22 protein-coding genes and 1 pseudogene are annotated in these 23,916 nt (G+C 69.3%); 13 read left to right on the top strand and 10 right to left on the bottom strand.

Annotation, left to right across the window (positions count from 1 at the left end):
* Positions 1-226: 226 nt before the first annotated feature.
* Positions 227-880 (top strand): DUF4382 domain-containing protein, encoded by a 654-nt coding sequence (locus tag NOW55_RS02840; RefSeq protein ID WP_256398545.1) that lies wholly within the window; start codon positions 227-229, stop codon positions 878-880.
* A 53-nt stretch (positions 881-933) separates the two neighbouring features.
* Positions 934-1,647, top strand: coding sequence for a 5-formyltetrahydrofolate cyclo-ligase (locus NOW55_RS02845; RefSeq protein WP_256398546.1), 714 nt, complete (start codon positions 934-936; stop codon positions 1,645-1,647).
* Positions 1,648-1,678: 31 nt separating this feature from the next.
* Here the strand turns inward: NOW55_RS02845 and NOW55_RS02850 are convergent, their stop codons facing one another.
* On the bottom strand, positions 1,679-2,035 hold the full coding sequence (locus NOW55_RS02850; protein ID WP_256398547.1) for a hypothetical protein: 357 nt from the start codon (positions 2,033-2,035) through the stop codon (positions 1,679-1,681).
* Positions 2,036-2,328: 293 nt separating this feature from the next.
* Here NOW55_RS02850 and NOW55_RS02855 point away from each other — a divergent pair, with 293 nt between their 5' ends.
* Positions 2,329-2,775 carry a hypothetical protein gene (locus NOW55_RS02855; RefSeq protein ID WP_256398548.1) on the top strand — a complete coding sequence of 149 codons (447 nt, stop codon included), beginning with the start codon at positions 2,329-2,331 and terminating at the stop codon, positions 2,773-2,775.
* An 18-nt stretch (positions 2,776-2,793) separates the two neighbouring features.
* Here NOW55_RS02855 and NOW55_RS02860 read toward each other — a convergent pair whose 3' ends face one another.
* The 3 genes from NOW55_RS02860 to gfo6 all read right to left on the bottom strand — a co-directional run bounded on the left by NOW55_RS02860 (position 2,794) and on the right by gfo6 (position 6,143).
* Positions 2,794-3,621, bottom strand: a complete 828-nt coding sequence (locus NOW55_RS02860) for a TrmB family transcriptional regulator (protein ID WP_256398549.1) — start codon at positions 3,619-3,621, stop codon at positions 2,794-2,796.
* Between the two features lie 104 nt (positions 3,622-3,725).
* Positions 3,726-4,754: a transcription initiation factor IIB gene (locus NOW55_RS02865; protein ID WP_256398550.1), complete on the bottom strand. Its 1,029-nt coding sequence runs from the start codon at positions 4,752-4,754 to the stop codon at positions 3,726-3,728.
* 312 nt (positions 4,755-5,066) lie between these two features.
* Positions 5,067-6,143, bottom strand: coding sequence for a D-xylose 1-dehydrogenase Gfo6 (gene gfo6 / locus NOW55_RS02870; RefSeq protein ID WP_256398551.1), 1,077 nt, complete (start codon positions 6,141-6,143; stop codon positions 5,067-5,069).
* Between the two features lie 118 nt (positions 6,144-6,261).
* Between gfo6 and NOW55_RS02875 the strand changes: the two genes are divergently transcribed.
* The 6 genes from NOW55_RS02875 to NOW55_RS02900 all read left to right on the top strand — a co-directional run bounded on the left by NOW55_RS02875 (position 6,262) and on the right by NOW55_RS02900 (position 13,130).
* Positions 6,262-6,777 (top strand): hypothetical protein, encoded by a 516-nt coding sequence (locus NOW55_RS02875; RefSeq protein ID WP_256398552.1) that lies wholly within the window; start codon positions 6,262-6,264, stop codon positions 6,775-6,777.
* 45 nt (positions 6,778-6,822) lie between these two features.
* Complete coding sequence (locus NOW55_RS02880) at positions 6,823-7,524, top strand: ribulose-1,5-bisphosphate 5-phosphatase (RefSeq protein ID WP_256398553.1); 702 nt, start codon at positions 6,823-6,825, stop codon at positions 7,522-7,524.
* Positions 7,521-8,150 carry a ribulose-1-phosphate aldolase gene (locus NOW55_RS02885; protein WP_256398555.1) on the top strand — a complete coding sequence of 210 codons (630 nt, stop codon included), beginning with the start codon at positions 7,521-7,523 and terminating at the stop codon, positions 8,148-8,150. Before NOW55_RS02880 ends, NOW55_RS02885 begins: the two co-directional genes overlap by 4 nt.
* A 464-nt stretch (positions 8,151-8,614) precedes the next feature.
* Positions 8,615-12,001: a tetratricopeptide repeat protein gene (locus NOW55_RS02890; RefSeq protein ID WP_256398557.1), complete on the top strand. Its 3,387-nt coding sequence runs from the start codon at positions 8,615-8,617 to the stop codon at positions 11,999-12,001.
* A 61-nt stretch (positions 12,002-12,062) separates the two neighbouring features.
* Positions 12,063-12,482 (top strand): CopG family ribbon-helix-helix protein, encoded by a 420-nt coding sequence (locus NOW55_RS02895; protein ID WP_256398558.1) that lies wholly within the window; start codon positions 12,063-12,065, stop codon positions 12,480-12,482.
* Positions 12,483-13,130, top strand: coding sequence for a type 1 glutamine amidotransferase (locus NOW55_RS02900; RefSeq protein ID WP_256398559.1), 648 nt, complete (start codon positions 12,483-12,485; stop codon positions 13,128-13,130). It begins immediately after the preceding gene.
* A 14-nt stretch (positions 13,131-13,144) separates the two neighbouring features.
* Here the strand turns inward: NOW55_RS02900 and NOW55_RS02905 are convergent, their stop codons facing one another.
* From NOW55_RS02905 to NOW55_RS02915, 3 genes and pseudogenes are all read right to left on the bottom strand, one after another.
* Positions 13,145-14,857 (bottom strand): ATP-binding protein, encoded by a 1,713-nt coding sequence (locus tag NOW55_RS02905; RefSeq protein WP_256398560.1) that lies wholly within the window; start codon positions 14,855-14,857, stop codon positions 13,145-13,147.
* Between the two features lie 57 nt (positions 14,858-14,914).
* On the bottom strand, positions 14,915-16,195 hold the full coding sequence (locus NOW55_RS02910; protein ID WP_256398561.1) for a hypothetical protein: 1,281 nt from the start codon (positions 16,193-16,195) through the stop codon (positions 14,915-14,917).
* A gap of 236 nt (positions 16,196-16,431) precedes the next feature.
* Positions 16,432-16,899: pseudogene (locus NOW55_RS02915) on the bottom strand (VirB4 family type IV secretion system protein); the annotation flags it as partial.
* 195 nt (positions 16,900-17,094) lie between these two features.
* Between NOW55_RS02915 and NOW55_RS02920 the strand changes: the two are divergent.
* Positions 17,095-17,643: a hypothetical protein gene (locus tag NOW55_RS02920; RefSeq protein ID WP_256398563.1), complete on the top strand. Its 549-nt coding sequence runs from the start codon at positions 17,095-17,097 to the stop codon at positions 17,641-17,643.
* On the opposite strand, the gene NOW55_RS02925 is transcribed toward NOW55_RS02920, so the two are convergent.
* The gene (locus tag NOW55_RS02925) at positions 17,640-18,638 is read right to left on the bottom strand and encodes a BtrH N-terminal domain-containing protein (protein WP_256398564.1); all 999 of its coding nucleotides are present in this window, start codon (positions 18,636-18,638) and stop codon (positions 17,640-17,642) included. The two genes, NOW55_RS02920 and NOW55_RS02925, sit on opposite strands and share 4 nt — an antisense overlap.
* Before the next feature lie 119 nt (positions 18,639-18,757).
* Here NOW55_RS02925 and NOW55_RS02930 point away from each other — a divergent pair, with 119 nt between their 5' ends.
* Both NOW55_RS02930 and NOW55_RS02935 read left to right on the top strand, forming a co-directional pair.
* The gene (locus NOW55_RS02930; protein WP_256398565.1) at positions 18,758-19,546 is read left to right on the top strand and encodes an N-acyl homoserine lactonase family protein; all 789 of its coding nucleotides are present in this window, start codon (positions 18,758-18,760) and stop codon (positions 19,544-19,546) included.
* A 76-nt stretch (positions 19,547-19,622) separates the two neighbouring features.
* Entirely contained in the window at positions 19,623-20,783 is a 1,161-nt protein-coding gene (locus NOW55_RS02935; protein WP_256398566.1) for a pyridoxal phosphate-dependent aminotransferase, read from the top strand.
* Positions 20,784-20,879: 96 nt separating this feature from the next.
* On the opposite strand, the gene NOW55_RS02940 is transcribed toward NOW55_RS02935, so the two are convergent.
* Together NOW55_RS02940 and NOW55_RS02945 are read right to left on the bottom strand one after the other, a co-directional pair.
* A complete protein-coding gene (locus NOW55_RS02940) occupies positions 20,880-21,608 on the bottom strand; it encodes an SDR family oxidoreductase (RefSeq protein WP_256398567.1) in 729 nt (242 codons plus the stop codon).
* 57 nt (positions 21,609-21,665) lie between these two features.
* Positions 21,666-22,661 carry an MBL fold metallo-hydrolase gene (locus NOW55_RS02945; RefSeq protein WP_256398568.1) on the bottom strand — a complete coding sequence of 332 codons (996 nt, stop codon included), beginning with the start codon at positions 22,659-22,661 and terminating at the stop codon, positions 21,666-21,668.
* Positions 22,662-22,769: 108 nt separating this feature from the next.
* Between NOW55_RS02945 and NOW55_RS02950 the strand changes: the two genes are divergently transcribed.
* Complete coding sequence (locus NOW55_RS02950) at positions 22,770-23,903, top strand: DUF7544 domain-containing protein (RefSeq protein ID WP_256398569.1); 1,134 nt, start codon at positions 22,770-22,772, stop codon at positions 23,901-23,903.
* Positions 23,904-23,916: the final 13 nt, after the last annotated feature.

Raw genomic sequence — 23,916 nt, forward strand, 5'->3', positions numbered from 1 at the left:
GAGTCTCGGCAGGTCTCGGGGCATCTCCCGCTGTTTCTCGGGCTCACCGGTTCGGGTAGCGCACGAAACATCTAGCGCCACCTGTTTCCTTGCTGTCGTGTACTGTTCGTGCCATGCCATCCGCTGTGCGGAGCGACCCGGCAGGACGAGACGTGGACACACGGTCGAACAAGCCCCATCCCTCCCAGTGCGAGAACCCGCCGTCGGCACGGCCGGAGGTGCGACGATGACGGCGAGGGGACCGCGTGACCGACGTCGGGTTCTCTCGACGCTCGCGACGGCCGGCCTGACCTCGGCGGTCGCCGGCTGTCTGGGCGGTGGCGGCGGTGACGGGGGCGACGGGTCGACGCCGTCCCGGGGAACCACCGCCGACCAGACCGAGACGACCGACGGGGGCGACCCGGCGACCACGAGCGGCGGCACCGGGACGTCGGGTGTTGGCGGCAGCGTGACTGCCGACGTCTCGTTGACGGTCCGTTCCAGCCGGTCGAACATCGACCAGTTCCAGACGTTCCAGACGACGTTCGAGGCCCTCGAACTGGTGCAGGCCGACGGGACGGTGGTCCGGCGGGACGTCACCACGACGGACGTCGACCTGACATCCCTCGGTGCGGGCGGGAGCGTCGACCTGTTCCAGACATCGCTTCCCGCAGGAGAGTACACCGAGGCGCGGCTCTACCTTCCCATCCAGAACGCGACGCTCACGAACGGCGACGACCCCGAGTTCGAGCGCACCGTCCCCGCCTCGCGGGAGATCCGCAACGGCGACCCGATCGAGCTCCAGTCCGGGAGCACCGTGGACTTCGGGCTCACCATCGCGCTGTTGCGTATCGCCGGTGATGGTCCCTGGACGTACACGCTCGGGTGGGGAATCCAGTAGCACACCCGCGGACACCTCCGGCTTTTTTCGCGTCCGGCCCCAACCCCGACCCGATGGACAAGGAGACGATCCGCCAGCGGGTCTGGAACGACCTCGACGAGAGCGGGACGGCACGGTTCCCGTACCCGCCACACGACCGCATCCCGAACTTCGCCGGGGCGGACGCCGCGGCCGACCGACTGGCCGGGACCGACGAGTGGCGGGCCGCCGAGACGGTGAAGGCGAACCCCGACGCGCCGCAGTTGCCGGTCAGGCGCGCCGCACTCCGGGCGGGCAAGACGCTCTACGTCGCGGTCCCGCGGCTCCGCGACGAACGGTGCTTCGTCGAGCTCGACCCCGATACAGTCGCGGACATCGACGCCGCGACGACCGTCGGCGGGCTGGCCGACGCCGGCGTCGCTGTCGGCCCCGAGGACGTGCCACACGTCGATCTCGTCGTCAGCGGGAGCGTGGCCATCTCCGAGGACGGCGCGCGAATCGGTAAAGGGGAGGGCTACAGCGACCTCGAGTTCGCGGTCCTGTCCGAATTCGCCCGTGTCGACGACGAGACGACCGTCGCGACGACCGTCCACGAGCGACAGGTCTGGCCGGAGCCGTTACCGCACGACGACCACGACGTGCCGATGGACCTGGTGGTGACGCCTGAGCGGACGTTCCGGCCGTCGCGAGCGGGGCGGCGGCCGACCGGGCTCGACTGGGCGGCGCTCTCCGGGGAGCGGATCGGCGAGATACCGGTCCTGCAGCGGCTCCGCGACGAGGACCGGTGAGTCCAGCCGGCGCTCCCCGGCGGTCGGCCCCTCAGAGTTCGAGTGGGTAGGCCGACGGCTCGCACACCACGTCGACGAGGAACTCCCGCGCGGCCTCGACGACCGCCTCGGGCTCGCCCGTCGCCTCTCCGGCTGCCGACTCGACGCGCATCCGTGTGACCGTCGGCGTCTCGAAGTCGAGCGTCGTCGGCTCCAGTTCGAGGACGCTCGTCGCGGCGTCGAACCGGCGGGCGAACGGCGCTGTGTTGTCCAGCACCGGGTCGACGTCGGTGCCACCCTCACGCGCGGTCTCTGCCCGGGTTCGCGTGGCGTCCGGGTCGGCGGCAAAGACGCTGTCGCGCCGGGCCGGTTCGACTGGCTCGGTCGTGAAGATGGACTCCTGACGCATCCAGTGTACAGAGTCTGGGGCCGACCATGAATCGTCCGGCCGCGGTTCAAGCGGGGACTGAGCGGCTCCAAGGACCGGCTGTGGGTCGGTCCGCCGCCGCCGCGGGGCGCTGCCGTCGAGACCGACCGAGAGGGCCGGATGAAACTTCTCGACGGTTCTCGTCCGGCCGTGAAGGGTTCGGGGACGTCGATGAAACGTGGTTTCTCCCGGCGGGCGCGTGAAACGAACCGAACTCACCCCAAGGGTCTGGCCGTTATATGCTGTCGCCGGCACCAGTACGAGTCGTCCGACCCATGGCACCCGCCTCTCGCACACACAGCGTTGACGACCCGGCCACGCTCTCACCGTCGCTCGAACCCCGACCGCTCACCGGCGAGACCGTCACCGTCGACGTCGACGGGCGGCTCCTCCGGGCGGCTCGCTCGGCGCTCGGCTACCTCGACGACTCCGACCAGACCACCGAGACGGGCGCGTGCGTCGTCGACGCCGTCCGCATGCGCGTCGAATCGCTGACGGCTCGCCTCGACGCCCACCCGCACGACCGGTTCGCAGCCCGCTTCGACGCCTCCGACGTGGTGCTGCTCGTGAGCGGCATGTTCGGCGTCGCGCGACACTACGCGGACGCGGCCGAGCCGCTCGCCGCGGACTTCCACCGCGAACGGGCCGGACAGCTACTCAACGTGCTGGTCGAACAGCGGCCGGACCTCGTGAGAAATCTCCGCACCGTCGCCGGGAACTGACGGGGACAGCGGGCCCTCCTACAGCGTCGCCGTCCCTTCTACCTCGCCGCGAATCGCGTTCGCGAGCAGCGGGCGCATCATCCCGACGAGCGGTGCCTCGCCGCTGTCGGTCCAGACGGCCCGGTGGGTGCGGACGCTCGGGAGCTCCGTCGCGGCGTCGGCGCTGACGAGCAACGCCTCGCCGTCGGTCATCAGGACACTCGACACCGCACCGTCCCGTATGGGGACCGTCTCCCACCAGGTCCACGTCTCGACGACGGTCGCGCCCGCGACGCGGTCGGCGACACGCTGGCGGATGGACCCGTCGGGTGAACCGACGGTCACGTCGACGCCGGCCTCGTCCGCCAGGACGAGTGCGTCGAGCAGGTCGTCTGTGAGGAGGTCGGGGGCGGCGACGGCGAGCATCACCTCGTCGTCTGCTGCGCCGACGAGCGTGGCCATCCGTTCGGCGACCTCGTCGCTCCCGTCGGTGACCCAGATCTCGCCGCCCTCGTCGCCGCGCTCCCCCTCACGGAGCTGGGGGAGGAGCTCGCCGAGGCGTTCGAGCTTCCGGTCGACGCGCCGCTCGATGGTGTCGAGGGCGTCGTCGGAGTCGCTGCCGCGGTACTGGCGCGGCTTGGACTGCTGCACGTCGACGAGACCGCGGTCCTGCAGGGTCTCCATGCAGTCGTACACCCGTGCCTGTGGGACATCGGCGACCTCGCTGGCCTCCTTCGCGGTCCCCTGTCCGATGCGGGCGAGCGCGACGAAGCACTTCGCCTCGTACTCGGTCAGTTCGAACGATTTGAGGAGTTCGACCGTCTCCGCGACGATGTCGTCGGTCGCCCCCGCGTCGGTGTCTGTCATGCTCGGTCAGGTCGTTGGCTCTGGTTAGGCTGGGACTCGTTTAGTCGTTCGCACTGTCCGGTGGTCGATCCGCCCGCCGGGGTGGACGGGTCGGGGCGGGACCATCAGGCCGTCGCCTGCGGCGTCTGCTGGAACTCCTCGTCCGCCTGGAGCAGCTCCTTGTAGCGGTTCCGGATGGTGACCTCGCTCACGTCGGCTGCCTCGCCGATCTCGCGCTGGGTGAGCTTCTCGTCGGTCAGCAGCGACGCGGCGTAGATGGCCGCCGCCGCGAGGCCGACCGGCGACTTGCCGCTGTGGACGCTCTGGCGCTTGCCCGCCTCCAGCAGCTCCTCGGCACGGTGTTTCAGCTCGTTCGGGACCGCGAGCTCGGAGCAGAACCGCGGGAGGTAGTCGAGGGGGTCCGCGGGTTCGAGCGCGAGGTCGAGCTCCTTGACGATGTACCGGTACGCGCGGGCGAACTCCCGGCGGTCGACGCGGCTGACCGGCGCGAACTCGTCGAGGCTCCGGGGGACGTTCGCCTGCCGGGCGGCGGCGTACAGCGACGCCGTCGCCATCGCCTCGATGGACCGGCCCGGGAGCAGGTCGTCCTCCAGCGCACGGCGGTAGACGACCGACGCGGTCTCCTGGACGTTGTCGGGGAGGTCGAGCGCGCTGGCCATCCGGGTTATCTCGCCGAGGGCCTGCTTGAGGTTGCGGTCGCGGGCGCTCTGGGCGCGGAAGCGCTCGTCCCAGGTGCGCAGGCGTTGCATCTTCTGGCGCTTGCGCGGGGAGAGGGCGGAGCCGTAGGCGTCCTTGTTCTGCCAGTCGATGACCGACGAGAGCCCCTTGTCGTGGAGCATCTGCGTCGTCGGTGCGCCGACGCGCGACTTCTCGTTCTTCTCCCGGCTGTCGAACGCGCGCCACTCGGGGCCGTGGTCGACGAGGTCCTCCTCGAGGACCATCCCGCAGTCGCCACAGACCGTCTCGCCGTGCTCGTCGTCGGTGATGGCGTCGGTGCCGCACTCGGGGCAGACCTCGCGCTCGTCCTGGGTGCGCTCGGTGTCGTCCCGCTGCTCGTCCGCTCTGGTACGCCGCCGTCCGCGCGACGGCGCTCGACTCTCGGTCGTCTGCAGCGTCTGTTTCGGTCCGGTCATGGGTGAACCATCGAGCGGCTCGGATGCTCGTGTACCGCCAGCTACGGAGTATACTATCTTAATAGTTTCCACTGTAGTACTACGATAGTAGGAAACAGACTGGTCGCAACGACCCCGGCGCAGTCCGTGGTTTTCGCCACCGGGGCCGAGTGGACGGTCGGCGGTCGGCTACGATAGGCGTCCCCGCCGGTCGTCCACGGCGGCCGCGCGATGGCGAGGTTCCCCAGGGCACGATACACCGTACACTGCCTCCCCACTTCGGCGTACACCGCTACAGGTTAGGTACGGCCCGCTCCAGCGCCGGGACGCGTCTCAGAGCTGATGGCGCGTGGCGTCCTCGGCGGCCGCATACACCGCCTCGACCGCGCGCATGTCGACGAGGCCGTGTTCCCCGTCCGCCGGGATCGTCTTCCCGCCCAGCACGCGGTCCGCGAAGAAGCAGAATATCTCCCGCATCTGGTCCGCGGGCTCGTACGTCACGGTGGTCTCGCCCTCGGTGGTGGCGACCAGCAGCTCGTTCTCCCGGTCGCCGAAGAACCCCGGCCGCATCCGCACCTCGCCCTCGGTGCCGACCACCCGGAACTCGGCCGTGTGGTAGGCGTTCTGGGAGACGGAGCAGAGCGCGGTGACGCCGTCGGGGAACGAAAGCTGGAAGCTCGCACGCTCGTCGGGCACGCGGTCGAACCACTCGCCCCCACCGGACCAGGTCGACGCGCTCACGGCCACGGGGTCCGCATCGAGCACGAACCGGGTGGTGTTGATGGGGTAGACGCCCAGATCGGTGACCGACGCGCCCGGGCCCGCGAGGTCGGGCTCCAGCCGCCAGTGCGACGGGTCGTCGAACATCTCCGCGATGGGCTGGGACATGTGGCCGTGAACCTGCACGGGGTCGCCGACGACACCCTCGCGGACGATGCGTCTGACCGCCCGGCACGCCCGGTCGGTCTGCATCCGGTAGCCCACCATCAGCGGCACGTCGGCGTCCTCGCAGGCTGAGACGAGGCGCTCCGCGCGCTCGACCGTGGCCTCCATCGGCTTCTCGCAGAGCACCGCCTTCCCGAACCCGGCGGCGGTCTCGACGTGTGGGAGATGCAGCGCGTTCGGCGTGCAGACGTACACCGCGTCGTAGGCGTCGACCGCCTCGCCCGCAGCGAACTCGTCGTAGGAGAGGCCGTGTTCGACCGACGCCCAGTCGGCGACGACGCGCTCTCGCTTGGCCGCCGAGCCGCTGACGCCGACGGTGGCCCGGCAGTTCTCCAGGTCCGCGAGCGCCGGCAGGACACGCTCGCGAGACCACCAGCCGAGGCCGACGATGGCCATCCGGAGCGTGCCGTCGGCCGTGGGTTCCCAGTCGCGCTCGTCCGTCCCGAGATGTACGTCGAGGTCCATGGTCCACCGTCCACGGCGACGACCGTAACTCCCCGGACTACGGCGAGACTCCCGTCCGTCGGCGCATCGAAGAGGGGAACCGTTTTCGGCCGCCGGCTCCACTGCCCGAGCGAGGACCGTGTCCCACGTCGCCGCCGGAGCCAACCTGGTCGTGACCGCCCTCCTCGCGCCCGGCATCGCCGCCCACGAGTTCGCGCACGAGCTCGCCTGCCGGCTGCTCGGGGTGCCCGTCCACGGGAGCGCCTACCTGAACCCGCTGGCGAGCGACGCGTACGTCGACCACGAGCCGATCGAGTCGTTCCCCGCCGACGCCGTAGTCGCGCTCGCACCGCTGGTCGTCAACACGGGGCTCGCGCTCGCCGCGTTCGGCGGGGCTGTCGCACTGGCCGGGACGCCGGTGTGGCCCCTGCTGGCGTGGGTCGGTGGTACCCTCGCGCTCACCGCGTTCCCGAGTCACACCGACACGGAGTCACTGGTCGAGACGGCCCGGGCGCTCCCCCTGCTCGCCCGTCCGTTCGGTCTGCTCGTCGCCGTCCCGGTGCGACTCGCGACCGCGGTCCCCGGCATCTCGGGGTTCTACGGCTTCTTCTACGCGCTCTGGCTGTACGCCGTCGTGGCCGGTGTCGGGGTCTGAGGAAGGACACCCTAATGTACCACCGACCCGACGGTACGGGGTACCATGGATTACAGTGCGGTCTTCTTCGACCTCGACAACACGCTGTACCCGTACCAGCCCTGCAACGAGGCTGGCAAGCGGGCGGCCCGGCGTCGCGCGACGGACCTCGGCTACGACCTCGACCGCGAGGCGTTCGAGGCCCGCTACCAGGAGGCCCGGAGCGAGGTGAAACGCGAGCTGGCCGGCACCGCGTCGGCCCACGAGCGCTTCCTCTACTTCAAGCGGCTCATCGAGATCCACACGGGCACGCACAAGTCCCGGCACGCGCTCGAACTCGGCGAGGCGTACTGGGAGGCGTACATCGACGAGATGGAGCTGTTCGACGGGGTCGTCGAGACGTTCGACGCCATCGGCGAGGCGGGGCTGGACATCGCCATCGTGAGCAACCTCACGACCCGTATCCAGCTCAAGAAGATCGAACACCTCGGCATCGAGGGGAGCATCGACCTCGTCGTCACCAGCGAGGAGGCCGGCTCGGAGAAGCCGGCGTCGATCATGTTCACGCTGCCGCTCTCGCAGCTCGACCTGCGCCCGAGCGAGGTCGTGATGGTCGGCGACTCCGTGACGGCGGACATCGAGGGTGGCAACGCGGTCGGGCTGACGACGGTGCTGTTCAACTCCGACGAGACGGAGCTGGAGAGCCGGCGACGACCCGACCACCACGTCGACGCCTTCACCGACATCACCGGGGTGGTCGCGGCATGAGCCACGAACCACAGCGCCGGGCGGTCGTCGACTGGGCACCGGAACTCGCGGACCTCACGCCGGGCCGGACCGGCAACCTGAGCGTGCGCGAGGGCGACGCGTTCGCGGTGACGCCCACCGGCGTCCCCTACGACGGCTTCGACGCGGACGACGTGCCGGTCGTCGACCTCACGGGCGAGCAGCTCGCCGGCGAGATGAAACCGTCGAGCGAGGTGCCGATGCACCGCCACCTCTACCGGTTCCTCGACACCGGCGCGGTCGTGCACACGCACTCGACGTGGTCGACGACGATGTCGGTGTTGCACGAGCCGCTGCCGCCGGTGCACTACATGGTCGTCGCGGTCGGCCGTGAGGTGCCGGTCGCGGAGTACGCGCCGTACGGCACCGAGGAGCTCGCGCGGAACATCGTCGACGCCATGGACGAGGCGGACTCGCGGGCCTGCTTCATCGAGAACCACGGGCTCGTCGTCACCGGCGAGGACCTCCCGACGGCCGTCGAGAACACCGGCCACGTCGAGAACCTCTCGCAGGTGTACCTGCAGGCGAAACAGAACGGCGAGCCACGGACCCTCTCCGACGACCAGCTCGCCGTCGTCGAGGAGAAGTTCGAGTCCTACGGCCAGTAGCGCCGGAGATCGCCCAGACGGGCGGTGCGCTCCGTCACGCTCGGCGGGCCGAGTCGTCGCGGGGACAGAAAGATTCGGTGGACGGGCGGAGGTGGGCACGAGCTCCGCCCGTCGTCAAGGCCACCGGCGGCCTGGGCAAGGGGCCGGTGGCGTCCGAAACCGTGCGGCCGACGGCGGTGGGCAGGCACGAACCCACATCGTCGGCGATGCCGCCGAGGTCCCGGGCAAGGACCCGGCAGCGAGCCAGGATCAGTGGCGGACAGCCACGTCGGCGTCCCCCCGGGCACCGACGTGGTTCGGGTCGAACGTCTCGACCCTCCGTATCCCCCATCACGTCGACGTGACCGTAGTCCCACTGATCCCACTCTGGTGGACGTGTGCAGGCACACTCAACTCATCGACCGACACAGTGTCCCACGACGTGAGTTTTAATAACACCCCTGACAAATCACCTCGAACGATACATGAGTCCCGACGACGTCGCTTCGGCGGTCGAGCTCCTCGACCGACGACGGCAGGTGCTGGGCCACCTCGGGGGGGACGGACATCACGTCAGGGACCTCTGCGAGGAGCTAGACGTGTCCCGCTCGACGGTCAACCGCGCCCTCCGCGAGCTCGAGGACGCCGAGTGGGTCGAACGTGCGGACGACGGCTACGTCCGGACGACGACGGGCTCGCTCGCCCTCCAGAAGTACCGCGACCAGGTCACGGCCCTCGACGCCGTCCAGACGCACGCCGACGCACTGTCCCCACTGCCGGGTGACACCCCCCTCGACCCGGCGGTACTGGCCGACGCGACCGTCGAGACGGTTTCCGACGCCGACCCGTTCGAGCTGGTGGGGCGGCTCCGCTCGGCGTTCGAGGAGGCGAGTGCCGTCCGCGGAGTCTGGCCGACAGTCACCGACGACCGGACCGTCAGCGCGCTCGCATCCCTCGCGGACGACCGTGGGGCCGTCGCACTCACCGTGGACGAGGCCGTACACGCGACGATGCGGTCGGTCGCGCCGACGGTCTTCGGACGGACCGACACCGAGCACTGTCGGGTCGAGACCAGCGACGACGTGCCTGCGCGACTCGGTGTCTTCCTCGTCGACGCGCCCGACGACCGCCGCGTACTCGTTGCGATCTACGACGGGGACGGCAACATCCACGCCGTCGCCGACATCCCGGCGACCGACAGGGCGACCAGCTGGACGACGTCCGTGTTCGACACCACCGGGGTCCCGTCGTTCGACCGGGCCGATGTCGTCAGCCCCATCGTCGCGGCCGTACCGGAGGTGCCGACGTGGGACGACGACACCATGGATACGCTTCGGGGCCAGGGGTTCGTCCCCGTTGACGCAAGGACGCTCGCACACGAGGGGGGATGGTCCCCCGGGGCCATGCTTCGGACGACGCCGACGCTCGCGGCCGTCGCGGCGGGCCGGACCCTCGACCGCGAGCACGTCGTCGACGGCCAGCGACGCGAGTTCTCGGTCGACCTCGTCGACACGCTGGTGGCGGGCCGGAACCTGGCGCTGGTCGGCCCCCCGGGGTCGGGCAAGAGCACCGTCTGCAAGGCCGTCGCGTGTCGCTGGCGAGACCGTGGCCTCGGCCCGGTCTGCTACCGCGAGAGCGACAGCGCCGCAGTGCTCGACGACCCGTTGACGCTCGCCTCGTCGCTCGATGCAGCTTCTGGAACGCCGCTGGTCGTCGTCGAAGACGCCGTCCGACCGGCGGCCAACGCCATCTTCGAGACAGTCGAGCAGCTCACCGACGACGTCGCCTTCCTGTTCGACGCCCGGCGGTCAGAGTGGGCCTCGCCGCCGGAGCCGATTGACCCCCGGCGCGAGTCGCTCCGACGCGAGGGCGTCGACGTCGTTCCGATCCCCGGGCTGGACGACGAGGAACGCGAGCGACTCCACCAGCACGTCGAGGCCATCGTCGACGGGCCGATCCCCCCGTTCGACGAGTTCGTCGCCGACGAGGATCTCGCCGACGACTCCTGGGGGACTCCCCAGGCCACGGGGAGCGAGGGTGCCGGGGAGCTGCTGACGCTGGCCCACCGATACGGCAACGCGGCGGACATCTCCCTCGACAGGGACCGACGGGCCGCGAGTCCGCTGTCGCGGAACGTCCGTGACGTCTACGACGCGGTGGCCGACGACCGGAACGTGCTCGTCGTCGCGACGCTCGTGAACGTGCTCAACGCCACCGGGCTCCCGGTGGACCGTGACCTGCTCGACGCGCTCGCACTCGTGGACGACGGCCCCGGAGCCCACGACGTCGAGACCGCCGTGGACGTACTCGAGGGTCGAGTGCTGTTCCCCGACGAGAACGGGACGGAGCTGGTCCACGACGAGTGGTCGCACCGGTTCCTCATGCGTCTCGTCGAGGAGCGCGAGGACGCCAGCGCACATCGCCTGTTCGCCGCGGCCGTCAACCCGCTGTTCCGGCTCGTGACCGACCCCGAGCTGCGCGACGAGCTCGTCCGCTACCGACAGGGCGACGCGCCCACGGTCGCCGCGTTCGACGACAGCCCGGACCACTGGCGAGACGTGGTCGTCGACCGCGTCTACGACCTCGGCCGGGACTCCCCCAGCCTCGCCTCGCTGTACGGGCATCCGAAGTACACCGAACTGACGCTGCCCGACTCCTGTTCCACGCTGTGTCGGCGCAAAGCGCTCGTGGGGCGCGCGCAGATGTACGTCGACGCGAGCGAGTTCGACGCCGGCCGCCAGGAGTGCGAACGGGTCGACGAGATCGGGGAGGCGCTCGAACCGCAGCGGAAGGGAACGCTGCTGCGGGCCCGGAGTCTGGAGGTCCGGAGCATCATCGCCGAGCACAGGGGCGAGTTCGACCGCTCGCGCGAGCTGGCCGAACAGTCGCTGGCGCTCGTCCGCGAGGTCGACGACCGGAAAGGTGAGGCGTCGGTACTGAACAGCCTCGGACTGATCGCGTGGTACCAGGGCGACATCGACGAGGCCGAACGGCGGCTGCGGGACGCGCTCGCGATCTACGACGAGGTGACGGTGAAGCAGACCGAGGCGTCGGTCCTGAGCCATCTGGGAATCATCCAGTGGGAGCGAGGGAACCTCGAGAAGGCCGTCGAGTTCTTCGAGGCGAGCCACCAACAGCGACACGAGATCGGCGCGCGACAGCGGGCCATCAGTACCAGCATCAATCTCGGCGTCGCAGCCAGGGACCGCGGTGACCTCGACGAGGCCGTCGGCCGGCTCCGCGGTGCCCTCGAGGAGGCACGGCTCCTCGGCGTCGCGAAGCAGGAGTCGAACGCGAACAGAGCGCTCGGGAACGTGCTCCGCTGGCGGGGCGAGTTCGACGAGTCAGCAGGGTATATCGATCGCGCGCTCGAGATCGCCCGTGACGAGGACCTTCGGTATCACGAGTACCGCGCGCTGCGCGGACTGGCGGCGACCCGGCGGGAGCGCGGCGAGCTCGACGAGTCGATGCGGCTGCTCGACGCCTGCAACGAGCTCGCGGCCGATGTCGGTGACGAGCGGGACCGCGCACTCGTCCGGTCACACCGCGGCCTGCTCGCGCTCGCCCGTGGGGACACCGACGAGGCGACCGCGATACTCGGCGACGCCGTCGAGACGCTGGAGTCGCTCGACCGGTCGCCCGGCCTGGCCCGTGTCAGACGGTGGTACGGCCGGGCGCTCGATGCCGCTGGCGAGCACGAACGGGCCCGTGACGCCTACGAGGCCGCCGTCGACCAGTACGAGACCATCGGTGCGACACCCTACCTGCGGGAGACCCTCGACGAACTCAGTCAGGTCTGTGAACGCACCGGGGCGGACGAGACGGCGGCGACGTACCGGGACCGCCTGGACGCCCTCGAGGCTAATAACTGAGGCCGCCTCAGCCCCGGGTTGATACGAACTTCTTAATATATCTGGGCATATTCGTTAATACATGACTGTCGTCAGCGTCTCCATGCCGGAGGAGTTACTCGAGCGTATCGACCAGTTCGCGGACGAACACGGCTACACGGGCCGGAGCGAGGTCGTCCGCGAGGCCTCCCGGAACCTGCTCGGCGAGTTCGAGGACAAGAAACTGGAGGACAGGGAGCTCATCGGGGTCGTCACCGTCCTGTTCGACTACGAGTCCTCGAAGGTCGAACACCGGATGATGAACCTCCGCCACGAGTACGAGGACCTCGTCGCCTCGAACGTCCACAACCACGTCGGCGACCACTACTGCATGGAACTGTTCATCCTCGAAGGGGGCCTCACGGACATCTCGACGTTCGTCGGGAAGATCCGCGCCACGAAGGACATCCTCTCCGTCGACTACTCCGTGATGCCCATCGACGACGTGGGCACCATCGCGTAGATGTCCGACCAGACCGTCCTCGTCGTCCGCAACGAGGTCGACCCCGACGCCGAGTACCACGAGGAGGCGCTGCTCGCGCAGTTCGAAGCCCCCCGCGTCGTCCGGTACCCGGACGGCGACAGCCCCTCGCTCGACGGCGTCGACGCCGTCGTCCTCACTGGCAGCACCGCCGGCGTGTACGAGGCCGACGACCACCCCTGGATGGCCGACGAGATGGCGCTCGTCGACGAACTCCTCGACCGCGAGATTCCGACGCTCGCCGTCTGCTTCGGCCACCAGCTCGTCAACGCTGCCCTCGGCGGCACCGTCGAGCACCTCGGCACGACCGCGACGCTGGTCGACGTCGAGTTCGCTGACGACCCGCTGTTCGACGGCGTCGACCCGGTCGTCCCCGCGGTCCACGGCGACGCCGTCACCGAGGCGGGCGACGGGCTCGATGTCGTCGCGTCCGCCGAGCACTGCCACGTGTTCGGCACGCGACACCGGGAGGCACCGCTGTGGACGGTGCAGTTCCACCCCGAGTTCACCGCCGCTCACCGCGACCGACTCGTGGCCGACTTCGGCTGGGAGGACGGCGGTCACGAGTTCGACGACGTCGATGCGACGCGGGTGTACGAGAACTTCCTGCGACTGGCCGCCGACCGCTGACGGCGGGCCGTCGACTACCGACTGCGCTCCTCGCTCCCCGTCAGTGACGCGACCGCCTCGCGCTCACGGGCCGTGGCGACGACCGAGCGGATCGAGGACCCGTCGAGCCGGTACTCGCCGGTCGACTTCTCGCGGGCGACGACGCCCTCGCGCCGCAGTTCGGTGAGCGCGCTCTGGATGCGGTCGCTTCCGGTGTCGACGAACGTCGCGAGGTCGTCCACCGTCATCGGAGCCTTCTCGCCGAGCACCGTGACGACCTCCCAGGTGTAGCGTTCGTTGCAGTCCGCCTCCCGGATGGCTCGCTCGACCCGCTCCGCGATTGGCTCCGTCTCGACGAGTTCCGTCACGTCCGCTGTCGCGTCGAGGCTGTCCGCCGTCGCGGTGCTCGTCGCCTCGTCTCCCCGCCCGGAGCGCCGCCGCTGGAGCTGGTCGACGGCCATCTCGAGGAACGCGATGCGGTCCCGCTGGTCCTGCACCACGTCGGCGTCGACGTCGCCCTCCCGCAACGAATTGGCCTCCTCGCGCAGGCTCTCGTTGCGTTTCTCCAGTCGCTCGACCTCGCCCTCCAGCTCGCGCACCCGTCGCCGGAGCTGGTTGCGCTCGGCCTCGACCTCGGCGTTGGTCTGTTCCTCGTCGCCGTCCTCGGACACGTCGCTGTCGTCGCCGGTGGGGAGCGTCGACTGCTCGCCGGGCGTCTCGATGCCGGTGTTGCCCGCGACGGCGTCGGCCATCTGTTTCGCGGCGTTCGAGATGTCCTTCGCGCGTTCGAGCTCCTCCTCCAGCGTCTCGATGCGCTGTTCTTTCTTCTCCACCTCGGCCTCGAGTTCGAGGATGCGGTTCTCGCGGTGGGACTTCTCCTCGCTGATCTCCTCCAGGTCGTCCACCAGCGCGTCGCTGACCGACTTCAGCTCGGGCCGTTCGAAATCTTCCAGACCGGGTGTCGCGCCGGCGTCGAACGTGCGCTTGCGCCGGAACTGCACCGTCTGGACCTGCCCGTCGGCCCAGTCGGACATCACGAAGGCCTGGCCTGCGTCGAGTTCGGTCACGCGCTCCTCGTAGTCGCTGCCGAGGATCCGACCGACGACGTTCGTGTCGTTCTCCCAGGTGAGGCGGTGCCAGACCAGCCAGTTCGCCTGTGTGATGAAGTCCTTCTTCACGTCGGCCGGTCGCTGGCTGATGCCGACGATGCCCAGCCCGTGCTTGCGGCCTCGCTTGCCGATCTTGATGAGCATCTTGCCCGTCTCGTCCATCCCGCCACCCTCCGGGATGTACTCGTGGACCTCCTCGACGACCAGCAGGAACGGTTTCTTCAGCTTCTTCTCCTTCGCGAACAGGTGCTTCGCGGTCTCGAGGATGAGCTCGTTCGCCTCGCTTTCGTCCAGGTAGCCCGACACGTCGAGGATGATGGGGACGTTCTCCTCCAGCGCGAGGTTCGCCATCCGCTCGGCGTGCTCGGGTGCGATCTGGATGTCGCACTCCTCGTCGGCCCCGGCGTGGAGCAGCTCGTACTCCTCCTTCAGGCCGTAGTACTCGCCGTCCGTGTCGACGATGAGCAGCGGGAACCCGGCCTCCAGCAGCTCCTCGGCGATGACGCTCGCCGAGTTCGACTTCCCCGAGCCGGACTTGCCCGTCACGAAGCCACGCCCGGTCAGCAGTTCCACGACGGGTACCTCCACGGCCGCCCCGTCAACCGTCTCTCCCAGTAGAATCTCTTTCGTCTCGCTCATACCCGTCCTGCGCGGATACTTTCACCCGGGCTACCTGTATCTTTCCGTGGGGGTCGGCTACACCTGGTGGATCTCGGCGCGTTCGCCCTGGTACACCTCTGGGATGTCGCCGATGCTCCAGCCGGGGTTCGTCGTCTCGATGTAGGCGTAGGTCCGGCCCTCGTGGTGGTACCTGAACCCCTCGATATCGGGCCCCCAGATGCCGACACCCATGTGCCCTGGCGGCTGGATGAGCACGGCGTCCTTGTTGAACGCCGGTGCCTCGAGCACGGCCGCGAGCAGGATTGCAGTGTCCTCGCAGTCGTTCTGGCCGTCAACCAGGCTCTCCAGCATGAACTTCGTGTAGTCGTCGAAACCGGCGCTCACGCTGTCCAACGCGTACGGGAGCGACTGGACGAAGTCCACCGCGAACTCCACCTTCGCGTGCTCGCTCGTCGCCCCGTTCGACTCGGCTTCCTCCTTGAGAAGTGTCGCGAGCTCGTTCGCCGTCCCGTTGACGAGTTCGACGGTGACGTACTCGTCCCTGGCGCGGCCCCGCGACCGACGCCACGACTGCTCGTGGGCCGATTTGAACGCGAGCATGTTCACCTCCCAGTCGCGCCCCGCCGTCCGACCGTTCAGCGTCAGCAGGTACGCGCCCTCGATGGGCGTCCGGCCGTAGCGGCTGCCGTGTGACTCGCCCGGCTCCTCCTGGCTCGGCGCGCGTCGGATCCGCTGCTCGCCGGAGTAGACGACGAACGGGTCCGTCTCCATGACGAACTCCGTCCGGTCGGCGTCGACGTCGTCGATGTCCGCGTCGCCCGGCAGCAGGAAGACGACGTACTGCAGGCGTTCGTTCCGCGGCGCGGTCGACAGGTCGAAGTCGACGGTGATGGACTGTCGCCGCTGGGACCGCTGGAAGCGCTCGCTCGTCGCCTCGGCGATCACCTGCTGTCGGGGGTACTCCATCAGCGCGACGTACAGCTTCCCGACGTCGGAGTCGCCGACGGGCTGGTCGGGGTACACCTCGACCTCCAGCCCGTCGATGCTGTAGGACTTCACGTGGGTCCGGTTGCGCCAGTACTCGTCGGTCACGGTGAGCTCGCCGCCGTCCGACGGCGACGCCGCGGGCTGAGGTTCGCCCTCGGGCGGTGCCGGAGCGCGCTTCAGGGAGACCAGCGGCAGGTCCTCCACGCGCCGGAGGGAGTCGTCCTGCGGTCGAACGAGATCACCACGGTCGACCGGGTTGCTCCGACGTCTGCCGGGGTCGTCGTCCGTCGGCACCTGCACCTTGCTGACACACCCGCCCAGAAGGGACGCCGCGCCAGCGCAGGCTCCGAGCAGGTGCCGTCGCTTCATGTTGTCCTGTCGTAACGACCCGGAGGTTATAAAGCATACTGTTATCCATTCACACAGGTAACCCCGTTATGGCGTCGCTACCGAGGCGAACCGACCGTTACCTTCCGTCTCGGTCAGACAGTCCGACCTGTCACGCTGCCGGCCATCGAACGAGCCGTGGCGTACTGGCGACGGACGAGGCATCGAACGATGCGTTTCGAACAGGTGGGCGGTAGATCCGGACCGGGAGAACGCACCTAGCTTTCCGGGGTGGCACCGCCGAACTCGAACGCGGACTCCGACGACGAGGCCCGCTCCCCGGCGCGTTCGGCCAACCTCTCGCTGAGTTCCTCGGCTTCCCGCTCGTCCGCGGACGCGCCTGCGCCGGGGAGCTCCTCGCGGTCGGTACTGGCGGGCTCGAAGTCGATGACCTCCGTCTCCTTCGGGATCGCGTGGATCTCGATGCCGCGCCACTCGCCGTCGACGCCGAGCAGCGCCTCGGAGAACCCGGTATCCTCGTTGCCCGGCACGGCGTTCTGGACGAACCGCATCTGCGCGTGGTTCAGCTCGAACTCCTCGGCCCACTCCTCGTCCATGCCGTCCAGTCGGTGGAACTGCTTGATGGCGATCTGGTCGAGGATGGCCTCGCTCTCGTGGTGCTCGAAGAACTCGTCGACGGTCTGGGTGATGAGTCTAAAGGAGAGGTCGTGGTGCCGTTGGTGTCGTCTTGCTCCCGACACACCCTCACTTACTTTCCGTATGTGAATACATACAGAATTAATCATAGATATTTACTTTTAATTATCTGTCGTTCTACAGTTACTCACGAATCTGTAAAATCCACAGACAGACTGGTCGAGACGTCGCTGTTCGGCAGAAATCTTGATACCGGGTGCAACCCAGTTACGGACGAGTTCCACGTGGGCGAACTGATACCACTCGTCGTCGCCGAGAACCTCCCCTGGTGGCTCGGTGTCCCCCTCGCGCAGCTCCTGTTGCTGCTGGGGGGCATCGCCATCGAGAAGACCTACGTCAACCGTGTGACGCCGTTCACCGGCGCGATGGCGGTGTTCGTCCACGTGCTCGTCTCCGGGGAGTCCTCCATCTGGACCGGGCTCTATCTGGACCTGGGGCTCGTCCTCGGCCTGTTCGGTGTCTGGGCCTACGCGGAGAACATCGTCGTCAACAGACCGGAGTTCAAGCTCCTGGCGTACTTCGCCTACGCTCCCCTGACGGTGGTACTCGTCGTCCTCCTGCCGAGCTGGCTGCTGTTCCCCGCGCTCGTCGTCGGCGCGGTGGTGAACTTCAAGCTCGTCGAGGAGCTGGAGCCGGCGAAGCCGTACTACTTCGGCCACCCGGACGAGGAGCGCGACGACGGCGGGGCCGACATGGGCGACGTCATCACGGTCGTCAAAGAGCGCGTTCGGGACCTTCAGGAGACCGTCGAGGCCCAGCGCGAGGCGAGCTAGAGCCGGTCGAGCAGGCGTTCGTACAGAGCCTCCTCACGGTCGGCGACCGCCAGGACGGCGTCGCTCGCGGCGTCGTAGGCGCGCTGGCTCTCGTCCGGGTCGTCCGCGAGGCCGGCCTGCTTCAGATGCTGGGCGACGGTGCCCCAGTCGTCGTCGATACCGTGGACCTCGGCGACGACTTCGTCGTCCACCGCATCGAGTTCGGGGGCGACCTCCTCGACGAAGGGCGCGAACAGTCCGCGGAACGCGCTCCCACCGGTCCCGCGCTTCTCGACGTTCTGGTACGCGAAGCGGGTACACCAGTCGGCGTCGGGCAGGTCGGGCCAGTCGGGGAGCGAGCGGCCGAACGCGCGCAGGCCGTCGAGCCCGTTGGTCGCGTCGCCCTTCCAGGTCATCGAGTCCGGGTCGAGCATCGCCCGCGCGGTCGTCCGGAGGCCGTCCCGGGCGGCGTCGGCGACAGACCGGCTCGGGTCGTCGACCGCGACCAGCCAGTCGTTCGTCAGCTCGCCGAAGAAGCCGTGTTCGGAGCCCATCGCAGCACGCAGGTTCTCGAGCGAGAGCCGCTTGAGGTCGTCGTGCTCGCTGTCGGCGAGCGTCACCGACTCCTCGTCGTAGTCGACGGCGACGACGACGTGCGGGCTGAAGTGGACGTCGGAGTCGTAGTAGGGGAGGTAGAAGATGTCGACGAACAACAGGACCGGCCGGCCGGCGTCGAGGTGTGCGGTCACGTCGTCCCACGCCGCCTCGAAGGGCTGGCCCGAATCCCGCTCGACGGTGACGTCCAGGTGCTCGAAGAATGCCGTCTCCAGCCACGGCGTGCGCCCGACGAACTGCTTCGACGGTCCCTCCTCGGACTCGATGTAGCTGAAGCCGAGTCCCGCGCCGATACCGAAGCACATCGGCTCGGAGAGTCCCCACCGCCGGTACGTCGCCACGTCGGTCAGCGACGTGGAGCCGCAGTGGGCCCCCGCCGCGTGCTCGAATCCGTCCAACATGTTCCGACCGAGGGCGTGGGGCTAAAAATCGGTGCCGGAACGCGTCGGCCACGTGTCCGGCGACCCGCCCCCGTCCTCACGTCCCGGGGTTTGACGGCGCTGGCACACCGACAGACGCCATGGCCGACATCTCGCTCACACCGGTCCGGCGGGGCCGGCTCGTCGTCGACGGGGGCTACCTGTTCGAGGACGTGGGGCTGGGAACCGCATCGGACCCCTCGCCCACCCACGACCGCGTCGAGTGCCCCGTCTACAACGTCGTCGTCGAGCATCCGGAAGCGACCATACTCTGGGATACCGGCTCGCATCCCGATGCGGCCGACGGTCACTGGCCCGCTGCGATGTACGACGCGTTCACCCACGAGGGCCTGCGACCCCTGCGTGAGGACCTCGACGCCGCAGGCTTCGACCTCGCCGACGTCGACGCCGTCGTCCAGAGCCACCTCCACCTAGACCACGCTGGCGGCCTGGACGCGTTCGCGGGCACCGACGTCCCGGTCTACGTCCACCGCGCGGAGTTCAGCTTCGCGTACCTGAGTGCGAAGACCGGTGCGGGCGACGCCGCCTACCTTGCACCTGACTTCGACCACGACCTGGACTGGCGGCTCGTCTCCGGCGAGCGCGCCACACCCTTCCGCGACGTCGACCTCGTCCACCTGCCCGGACACTCCCCTGGGCTCGTCGCGACGGTCATCCACCGCGAGGCGGACACCGTGATTCTGGCGGGCGACGTGGGCTTCGTCGACGAGAACGTCGACGACCGCCGGCCGATGGACGGCTCGCTGCTCTGGAACAAGGCCGCGTGGTTCGACAGCCTCGACCGGCTCGCCGACCTGCGGCGACGCCACGACGCGACGGTCCTGACCGGGCACGACCCTGACGCCCCCGACCGGCTCGACGAGCTCTGAGGCCGGGGCCGCCACACCGCCGCGTCCGGACCGCCGGCTCCCAATCGCTTTTCACGGTTCCAGTGCATCCCGAGGTATGGTAGGCCCAACGGAACGCGTGCGGGCGGTAGAGCGGTCGAGTATCAGGGTGATGTTCGATCTTGCTGAGCGCCACGACGGTGACCTCGTCAGACTGGAGGTCGGTGAACCGGACTTCGACACGCCGGCACACGTCGTCGACGCCGCCAGCGACGCCGCCCGCGCGGGCCACACCCACTACACCGCGAACGCCGGTCTGCCCGAGTGCCGTCGCGCCATCGCCGAGACGATGCGCGACAGCTACGGCGTCGACCACGATCCGAGCGAGATCTGCGTCACCGTCGGCGGGATGGAGGCGCTCCACCTCGCCGTGCTCGCGACGGTCGGCCCGGGCGAGGAGCTCGTCGTCCCGGGACCGACGTGGCCGAACTACGAGACACAGGCCACCCTCGCCGACGGCGAGTTCGTCGAGGTGCCGATGCCCGCCGAGGACGGCTACGCGCTCGACGCCGACCGGGTCATCGACGCGATGACCGAGGAGACCGCCGCGGTCGTCCTCACCACCCCGTCGAACCCGACCGGGCGCGTGTTCGCTCCCGAGGAGTGCCGCGCGGTCGTCGCCGCGGCCGCCGAGCACGACGCCTACGTCATCGCCGACGAGGTGTACCTCGGGCTGACCTACGACGGCGAGCCGACGGGCATCGCCGCACACACCGGCCACCCGGACCACGTCCTGACGGTCGGCTCCTGCTCGAAGACCTACGCGATGACGGGCTGGCGGCTCGGCTGGCTCGCCGGGGACTCACATCTCGTGGACGAGGTCATCAAGACCCACGAGTCGACGACGGCCTGCGCCTCGACCATCGCCCAGCACGCCGCCATCGCCGCGCTCACCGGCCCGCAGGAACCCGTCGACGACATGTACGACGCCTTCGAGTCGCGCCGCGACCTCGTCGTCGACCGCATCGACGCCATCGACGGCCTCACCGCGCCGCGACCCGAGGGTGCGTTCTACGCCTTCCTCGACCCGGACGTGGAGGACGACCTCGACCTCGCGAAGTTCCTCCTGCGCGAGCACGGCGTCGTCCTCGCGCCCGGCAGCGGCTTCGGCGACACCGGGAAGGGGAAGCTCCGGCTCTCGTTCGCCAACTCCGAAGCACGGCTCCACGAGGGCTTCGACCGGCTGGAGGCCGGGCTGCGGGCGTACCGGAACCGGTAGACGCACTGGATTTTCGCCACCGGTTGCTGTGGCGCGCGGCTGGCGAGACCCTGCGAGCGGTGCGCGGGGCGTCAGCCCTCGAAACGCCACGAAATCTCAGCCCATCCGTTCGCCACCGTTCACGTTCAGCGTCTCCCCGGTCACGAACGTCGCGTCCCGCAGGTAGGCCGCGGCCTCCGCGATGTCCCCGGGCTCCCCGAAGTGGCCGACGGGGATCCCCGCCATCTCCTCGGCCTTCTCCTCGGGCGTGCGGTCGGCGGTCATGTCCGTCTCGATGTGTCCGGGTGCGATGGCGTTCACCCGGATGTCGGGCGCGAAGTCGCCCGCGTGACTCCGGGTCAGCGAGATGAGGGCACCTTTCGAGGCGGCGTAGTGGCACTCGATGGGTGCGCCGGTGTGGGCGAGGATGGAGGAGACGTTCGTCACGGAGGGGTCGTCGTCGGACGCCTCCAGATACGGGAGTGCGGCCTTCGTGACGTTGAACGCGGAGTTGACGTTCACGTCCATGATGCGGTCGAAGTCGGCGGGCGAGAGCGACTCGGTGTAGACGTGCTGGTCGATGCCGGCGTTGTTGACGACGTGGTCGACGCAGCCGAACGCGTCGGCCGCGGTCTCGACGAGGCGCGAGGCCGCGTCGGGGTCCGACACGTCAGCGCCGACGACGACGGCGTCCTGCCCGCGCTCGCGGACGGCGTCTGCGACCTCCGCGGCGGCGTCCTCGCTGGAGTGGTAGTTCACCGCGACGTCGTAGCCATCGCTGGCGAAGCGAAGCGCGATTGCTCGACCGAGACCTCGTGAGGAGCCCGTGACGACTGCTGCTGGCATACCGGCACCACGTGGCCCGGTCCCTTCGTGGTTCGGGTCGCGGAAGCGGGGCGCTCCTCAGCGGGTCCGCGAGGCCCTGTCCGTCGACGGCTTCCACGCCGTCGCGACGTCGTCCTGACCGACGTCGCTGTCGACCGTCTCGTACGCCAGCTGGTCGTCCTCGACCCGGGTGACGAGCCCCGCGTTCCGGAGCTGTTCGAGGTGGGCGAACGCCTCGCCGGCTCCGAACTTCACGTGGTAGCCCGCCATCTCGCCGAACAGCTCCTCGGCCAGCGCCCACGGCGTCGCCGGTTCGACCGTCGCGAGCGCGGCGAGCGCGCGGCCCGAGCGTTCGCGGTGATGTGCGCGCAGTTCCGCGACGCGCGGCGCGAGCGGGAACGACTCGCCGTGGCCGGGACGGGCCAGTTCGACCCGCGATTCGAGCCGCGAGAGGGTCCGGCGGTAGGCCGTCAGCGGGTCGCTCTGTCGGGTGTCGCCGCCGCCGACGTTCGGCGTGCAGGTCCGCAAGATGGCGTCGCCGACGAATCCCACGTCGTCGACGACGAAGGCAGCGTGTCCGGCGGTATGGCCCGGTGTGTGGAGGACGTCCACGCCCGCCACGGTGTCGCCGTCGGCGAGTTCCCGCACGGGCACCTCGTCGGGCACCGGCGAGGGGCTGTCGAAGTCGACCAGCGACGCGACCTGTTCCGAGGGGACCCCCCAGCGTTCGAGCGTCGCGGCGTCGCGCTCCAGTCGGCGCTCGCGCTCGGCCGCGTAGTCGCCGACGAGCGGTGCGTCCCGCTCGTGCATGGCGAGGGTCGCGTCGGCGGCCTCGCGGAGTCTCGCCGCGTTCCCGGTGTGGTCGGCGTGCCAGTGTGTGACGAGGACGTGTTCGATATCTTCGACAGCGAGCCCGGCGTCCGCGATGCCGTCGACGAGGCGGTCCCACGCCGACTCGGTCGGTGGTCCGGGGTCGACGAGTATACCCCTGTCTGGAAGCAGGTACGCGCTGTTGCCGCCCTCGGCGCTGCCGTCCGACCCACCGGACACCTGTATCCGTCGTACGTCTGCCATCGAGTGGTCGTGACCACGGGCGGTCGGCGGAAACGTGTTCCGGGTCGACACGCCGACTCCTGTCGGCTTTCCGGTACATCTATGGTGGTGCCTCCGAATCTCTGTGGCATGTCCCTCCACGCAGTAGACGAACTCGACGACGCGATCGACGTGACGAAGGGGTTGCTGTTCCCCGTCGACATGTGGCTTTGGCTCAAGCTCGCGCTCGTCACGCTGTTCGTCGGCGGCGGCGCAGGCTTCCCGTCCTACGCGTTCAATTTCGCCGGGTCGACCGGCGGCGATGGCGGTGGCGGCGGTGGCGGACCCGGGTTTGGCCTGACCGACGGCGAGTTGCTCCTCGTCGCCGGCGGGCTCGTCGTCGCAATCCTCGGGTTCTTCCTCCTGTTCGGCGCCCTCGGTGCCATCATGGAGTTCGTCTTCGTCGAGGCGCTCGTCGGCGGCGAGGTCCGGATCAGACGCGACATCGGCGAGTACTGGCGGCGCGGGCTCCGCCTGTTCGGCTTCCGCCTCGCGGTGAGTCTGCCGATGCTGCTGGTCGTCCTCGCCGTCGTCGCCGCGTTCCTGTTCCCCGTCCTGCTCGGTGGCGGGTTCGAACTCGGCATCATCCTGCTGCTGGCCGCGGTCCCGCTCGTCTTCATCCTCGCGTTCGTCGTCGGCATCGTCAACGGGTTCACGAGCGTCTTCGTCGTGCCGGTGATGCTCGCCGACGACTGCGGCGTCCTCGACGGCTGGCGGACCCTCTGGCCGTCGCTCACGGACGAGACGGTGGAGTACATCGGATTCGCCGTCATCAACTACGTCATCCGGCTCGTGACCGGGACCGCAGCCACGATGGTCCTCGGCGTGACCGCACTCGTGCTGCTCGTCCCGGCCGCCCTCTTCGTGTTCGGCGTGCTGGCGGTCCTCCCGGCTGCACCGGGCCTGCTCGCGGTCGCCACGTTCGTCGTGGTCGGTGCCGTCTACCTCGTCGCGCTGTTCGCCGTCTGGGCCGTCGTACTGGTTCCCATCGAGTCGTACCACCGCTACCACGCGCTGCTCGTCCTCGGTGACCTCCTGCCGGACTACGACCTCGTCGCGGACCGGCGGCCGGCGGAGAAGGGCGGCTCCGGTGGCGCTACCCCGGACGACGACGGTCCGGGCGGGTTCGACGAAGACGCCGACGGCTTCGGCGACGACCGGGACGACGGCTTTGACGACGACCGGGACGACGGCTTCGGCGACGGCTCGCCCGGTCCGGTGTAGGCCGTCCACGACC

The organism is Haloarchaeobius litoreus (assembly GCF_024495425.1).
Lineage (GTDB): Archaea > Halobacteriota > Halobacteria > Halobacteriales > Natrialbaceae > Haloarchaeobius > Haloarchaeobius litoreus.

What these genes read in the sequence shown, in the direction of transcription:
- NOW55_RS02895 (WP_256398558.1), top strand. Translation starts at nt 12,063, where the DNA reads ATGACTGTCGTCAGCGTCTCCATGCCGGAGGAGTTACTCGAGCGTATC.
- gfo6 (WP_256398551.1), bottom strand. Translation starts at nt 6,143, where the DNA reads ATGGACCTCGACGTACATCTCGGGACGGACGAGCGCGACTGGGAACCC.
- NOW55_RS02910 (WP_256398561.1), bottom strand. Translation starts at nt 16,195, where the DNA reads ATGAAGCGACGGCACCTGCTCGGAGCCTGCGCTGGCGCGGCGTCCCTT.
- NOW55_RS02940 (WP_256398567.1), bottom strand. Translation starts at nt 21,608, where the DNA reads ATGCCAGCAGCAGTCGTCACGGGCTCCTCACGAGGTCTCGGTCGAGCA.
- NOW55_RS02945 (WP_256398568.1), bottom strand. Translation starts at nt 22,661, where the DNA reads ATGGCAGACGTACGACGGATACAGGTGTCCGGTGGGTCGGACGGCAGC.
- NOW55_RS02840 (WP_256398545.1), top strand. Translation starts at nt 227, where the DNA reads ATGACGGCGAGGGGACCGCGTGACCGACGTCGGGTTCTCTCGACGCTC.
- NOW55_RS02880 (WP_256398553.1), top strand. Translation starts at nt 6,823, where the DNA reads ATGGATTACAGTGCGGTCTTCTTCGACCTCGACAACACGCTGTACCCG.
- NOW55_RS02845 (WP_256398546.1), top strand. Translation starts at nt 934, where the DNA reads ATGGACAAGGAGACGATCCGCCAGCGGGTCTGGAACGACCTCGACGAG.
- NOW55_RS02900 (WP_256398559.1), top strand. Translation starts at nt 12,483, where the DNA reads ATGTCCGACCAGACCGTCCTCGTCGTCCGCAACGAGGTCGACCCCGAC.
- NOW55_RS02950 (WP_256398569.1), top strand. Translation starts at nt 22,770, where the DNA reads ATGTCCCTCCACGCAGTAGACGAACTCGACGACGCGATCGACGTGACG.
- NOW55_RS02860 (WP_256398549.1), bottom strand. Translation starts at nt 3,621, where the DNA reads ATGACAGACACCGACGCGGGGGCGACCGACGACATCGTCGCGGAGACG.
- NOW55_RS02890 (WP_256398557.1), top strand. Translation starts at nt 8,615, where the DNA reads ATGAGTCCCGACGACGTCGCTTCGGCGGTCGAGCTCCTCGACCGACGA.
- NOW55_RS02925 (WP_256398564.1), bottom strand. Translation starts at nt 18,638, where the DNA reads ATGTTGGACGGATTCGAGCACGCGGCGGGGGCCCACTGCGGCTCCACG.
- NOW55_RS02935 (WP_256398566.1), top strand. Translation starts at nt 19,623, where the DNA reads ATGGTAGGCCCAACGGAACGCGTGCGGGCGGTAGAGCGGTCGAGTATC.
- NOW55_RS02855 (WP_256398548.1), top strand. Translation starts at nt 2,329, where the DNA reads ATGGCACCCGCCTCTCGCACACACAGCGTTGACGACCCGGCCACGCTC.
- NOW55_RS02905 (WP_256398560.1), bottom strand. Translation starts at nt 14,857, where the DNA reads ATGAGCGAGACGAAAGAGATTCTACTGGGAGAGACGGTTGACGGGGCG.
- NOW55_RS02930 (WP_256398565.1), top strand. Translation starts at nt 18,758, where the DNA reads ATGGCCGACATCTCGCTCACACCGGTCCGGCGGGGCCGGCTCGTCGTC.
- NOW55_RS02865 (WP_256398550.1), bottom strand. Translation starts at nt 4,754, where the DNA reads ATGACCGGACCGAAACAGACGCTGCAGACGACCGAGAGTCGAGCGCCG.
- NOW55_RS02850 (WP_256398547.1), bottom strand. Translation starts at nt 2,035, where the DNA reads ATGCGTCAGGAGTCCATCTTCACGACCGAGCCAGTCGAACCGGCCCGG.
- NOW55_RS02885 (WP_256398555.1), top strand. Translation starts at nt 7,521, where the DNA reads ATGAGCCACGAACCACAGCGCCGGGCGGTCGTCGACTGGGCACCGGAA.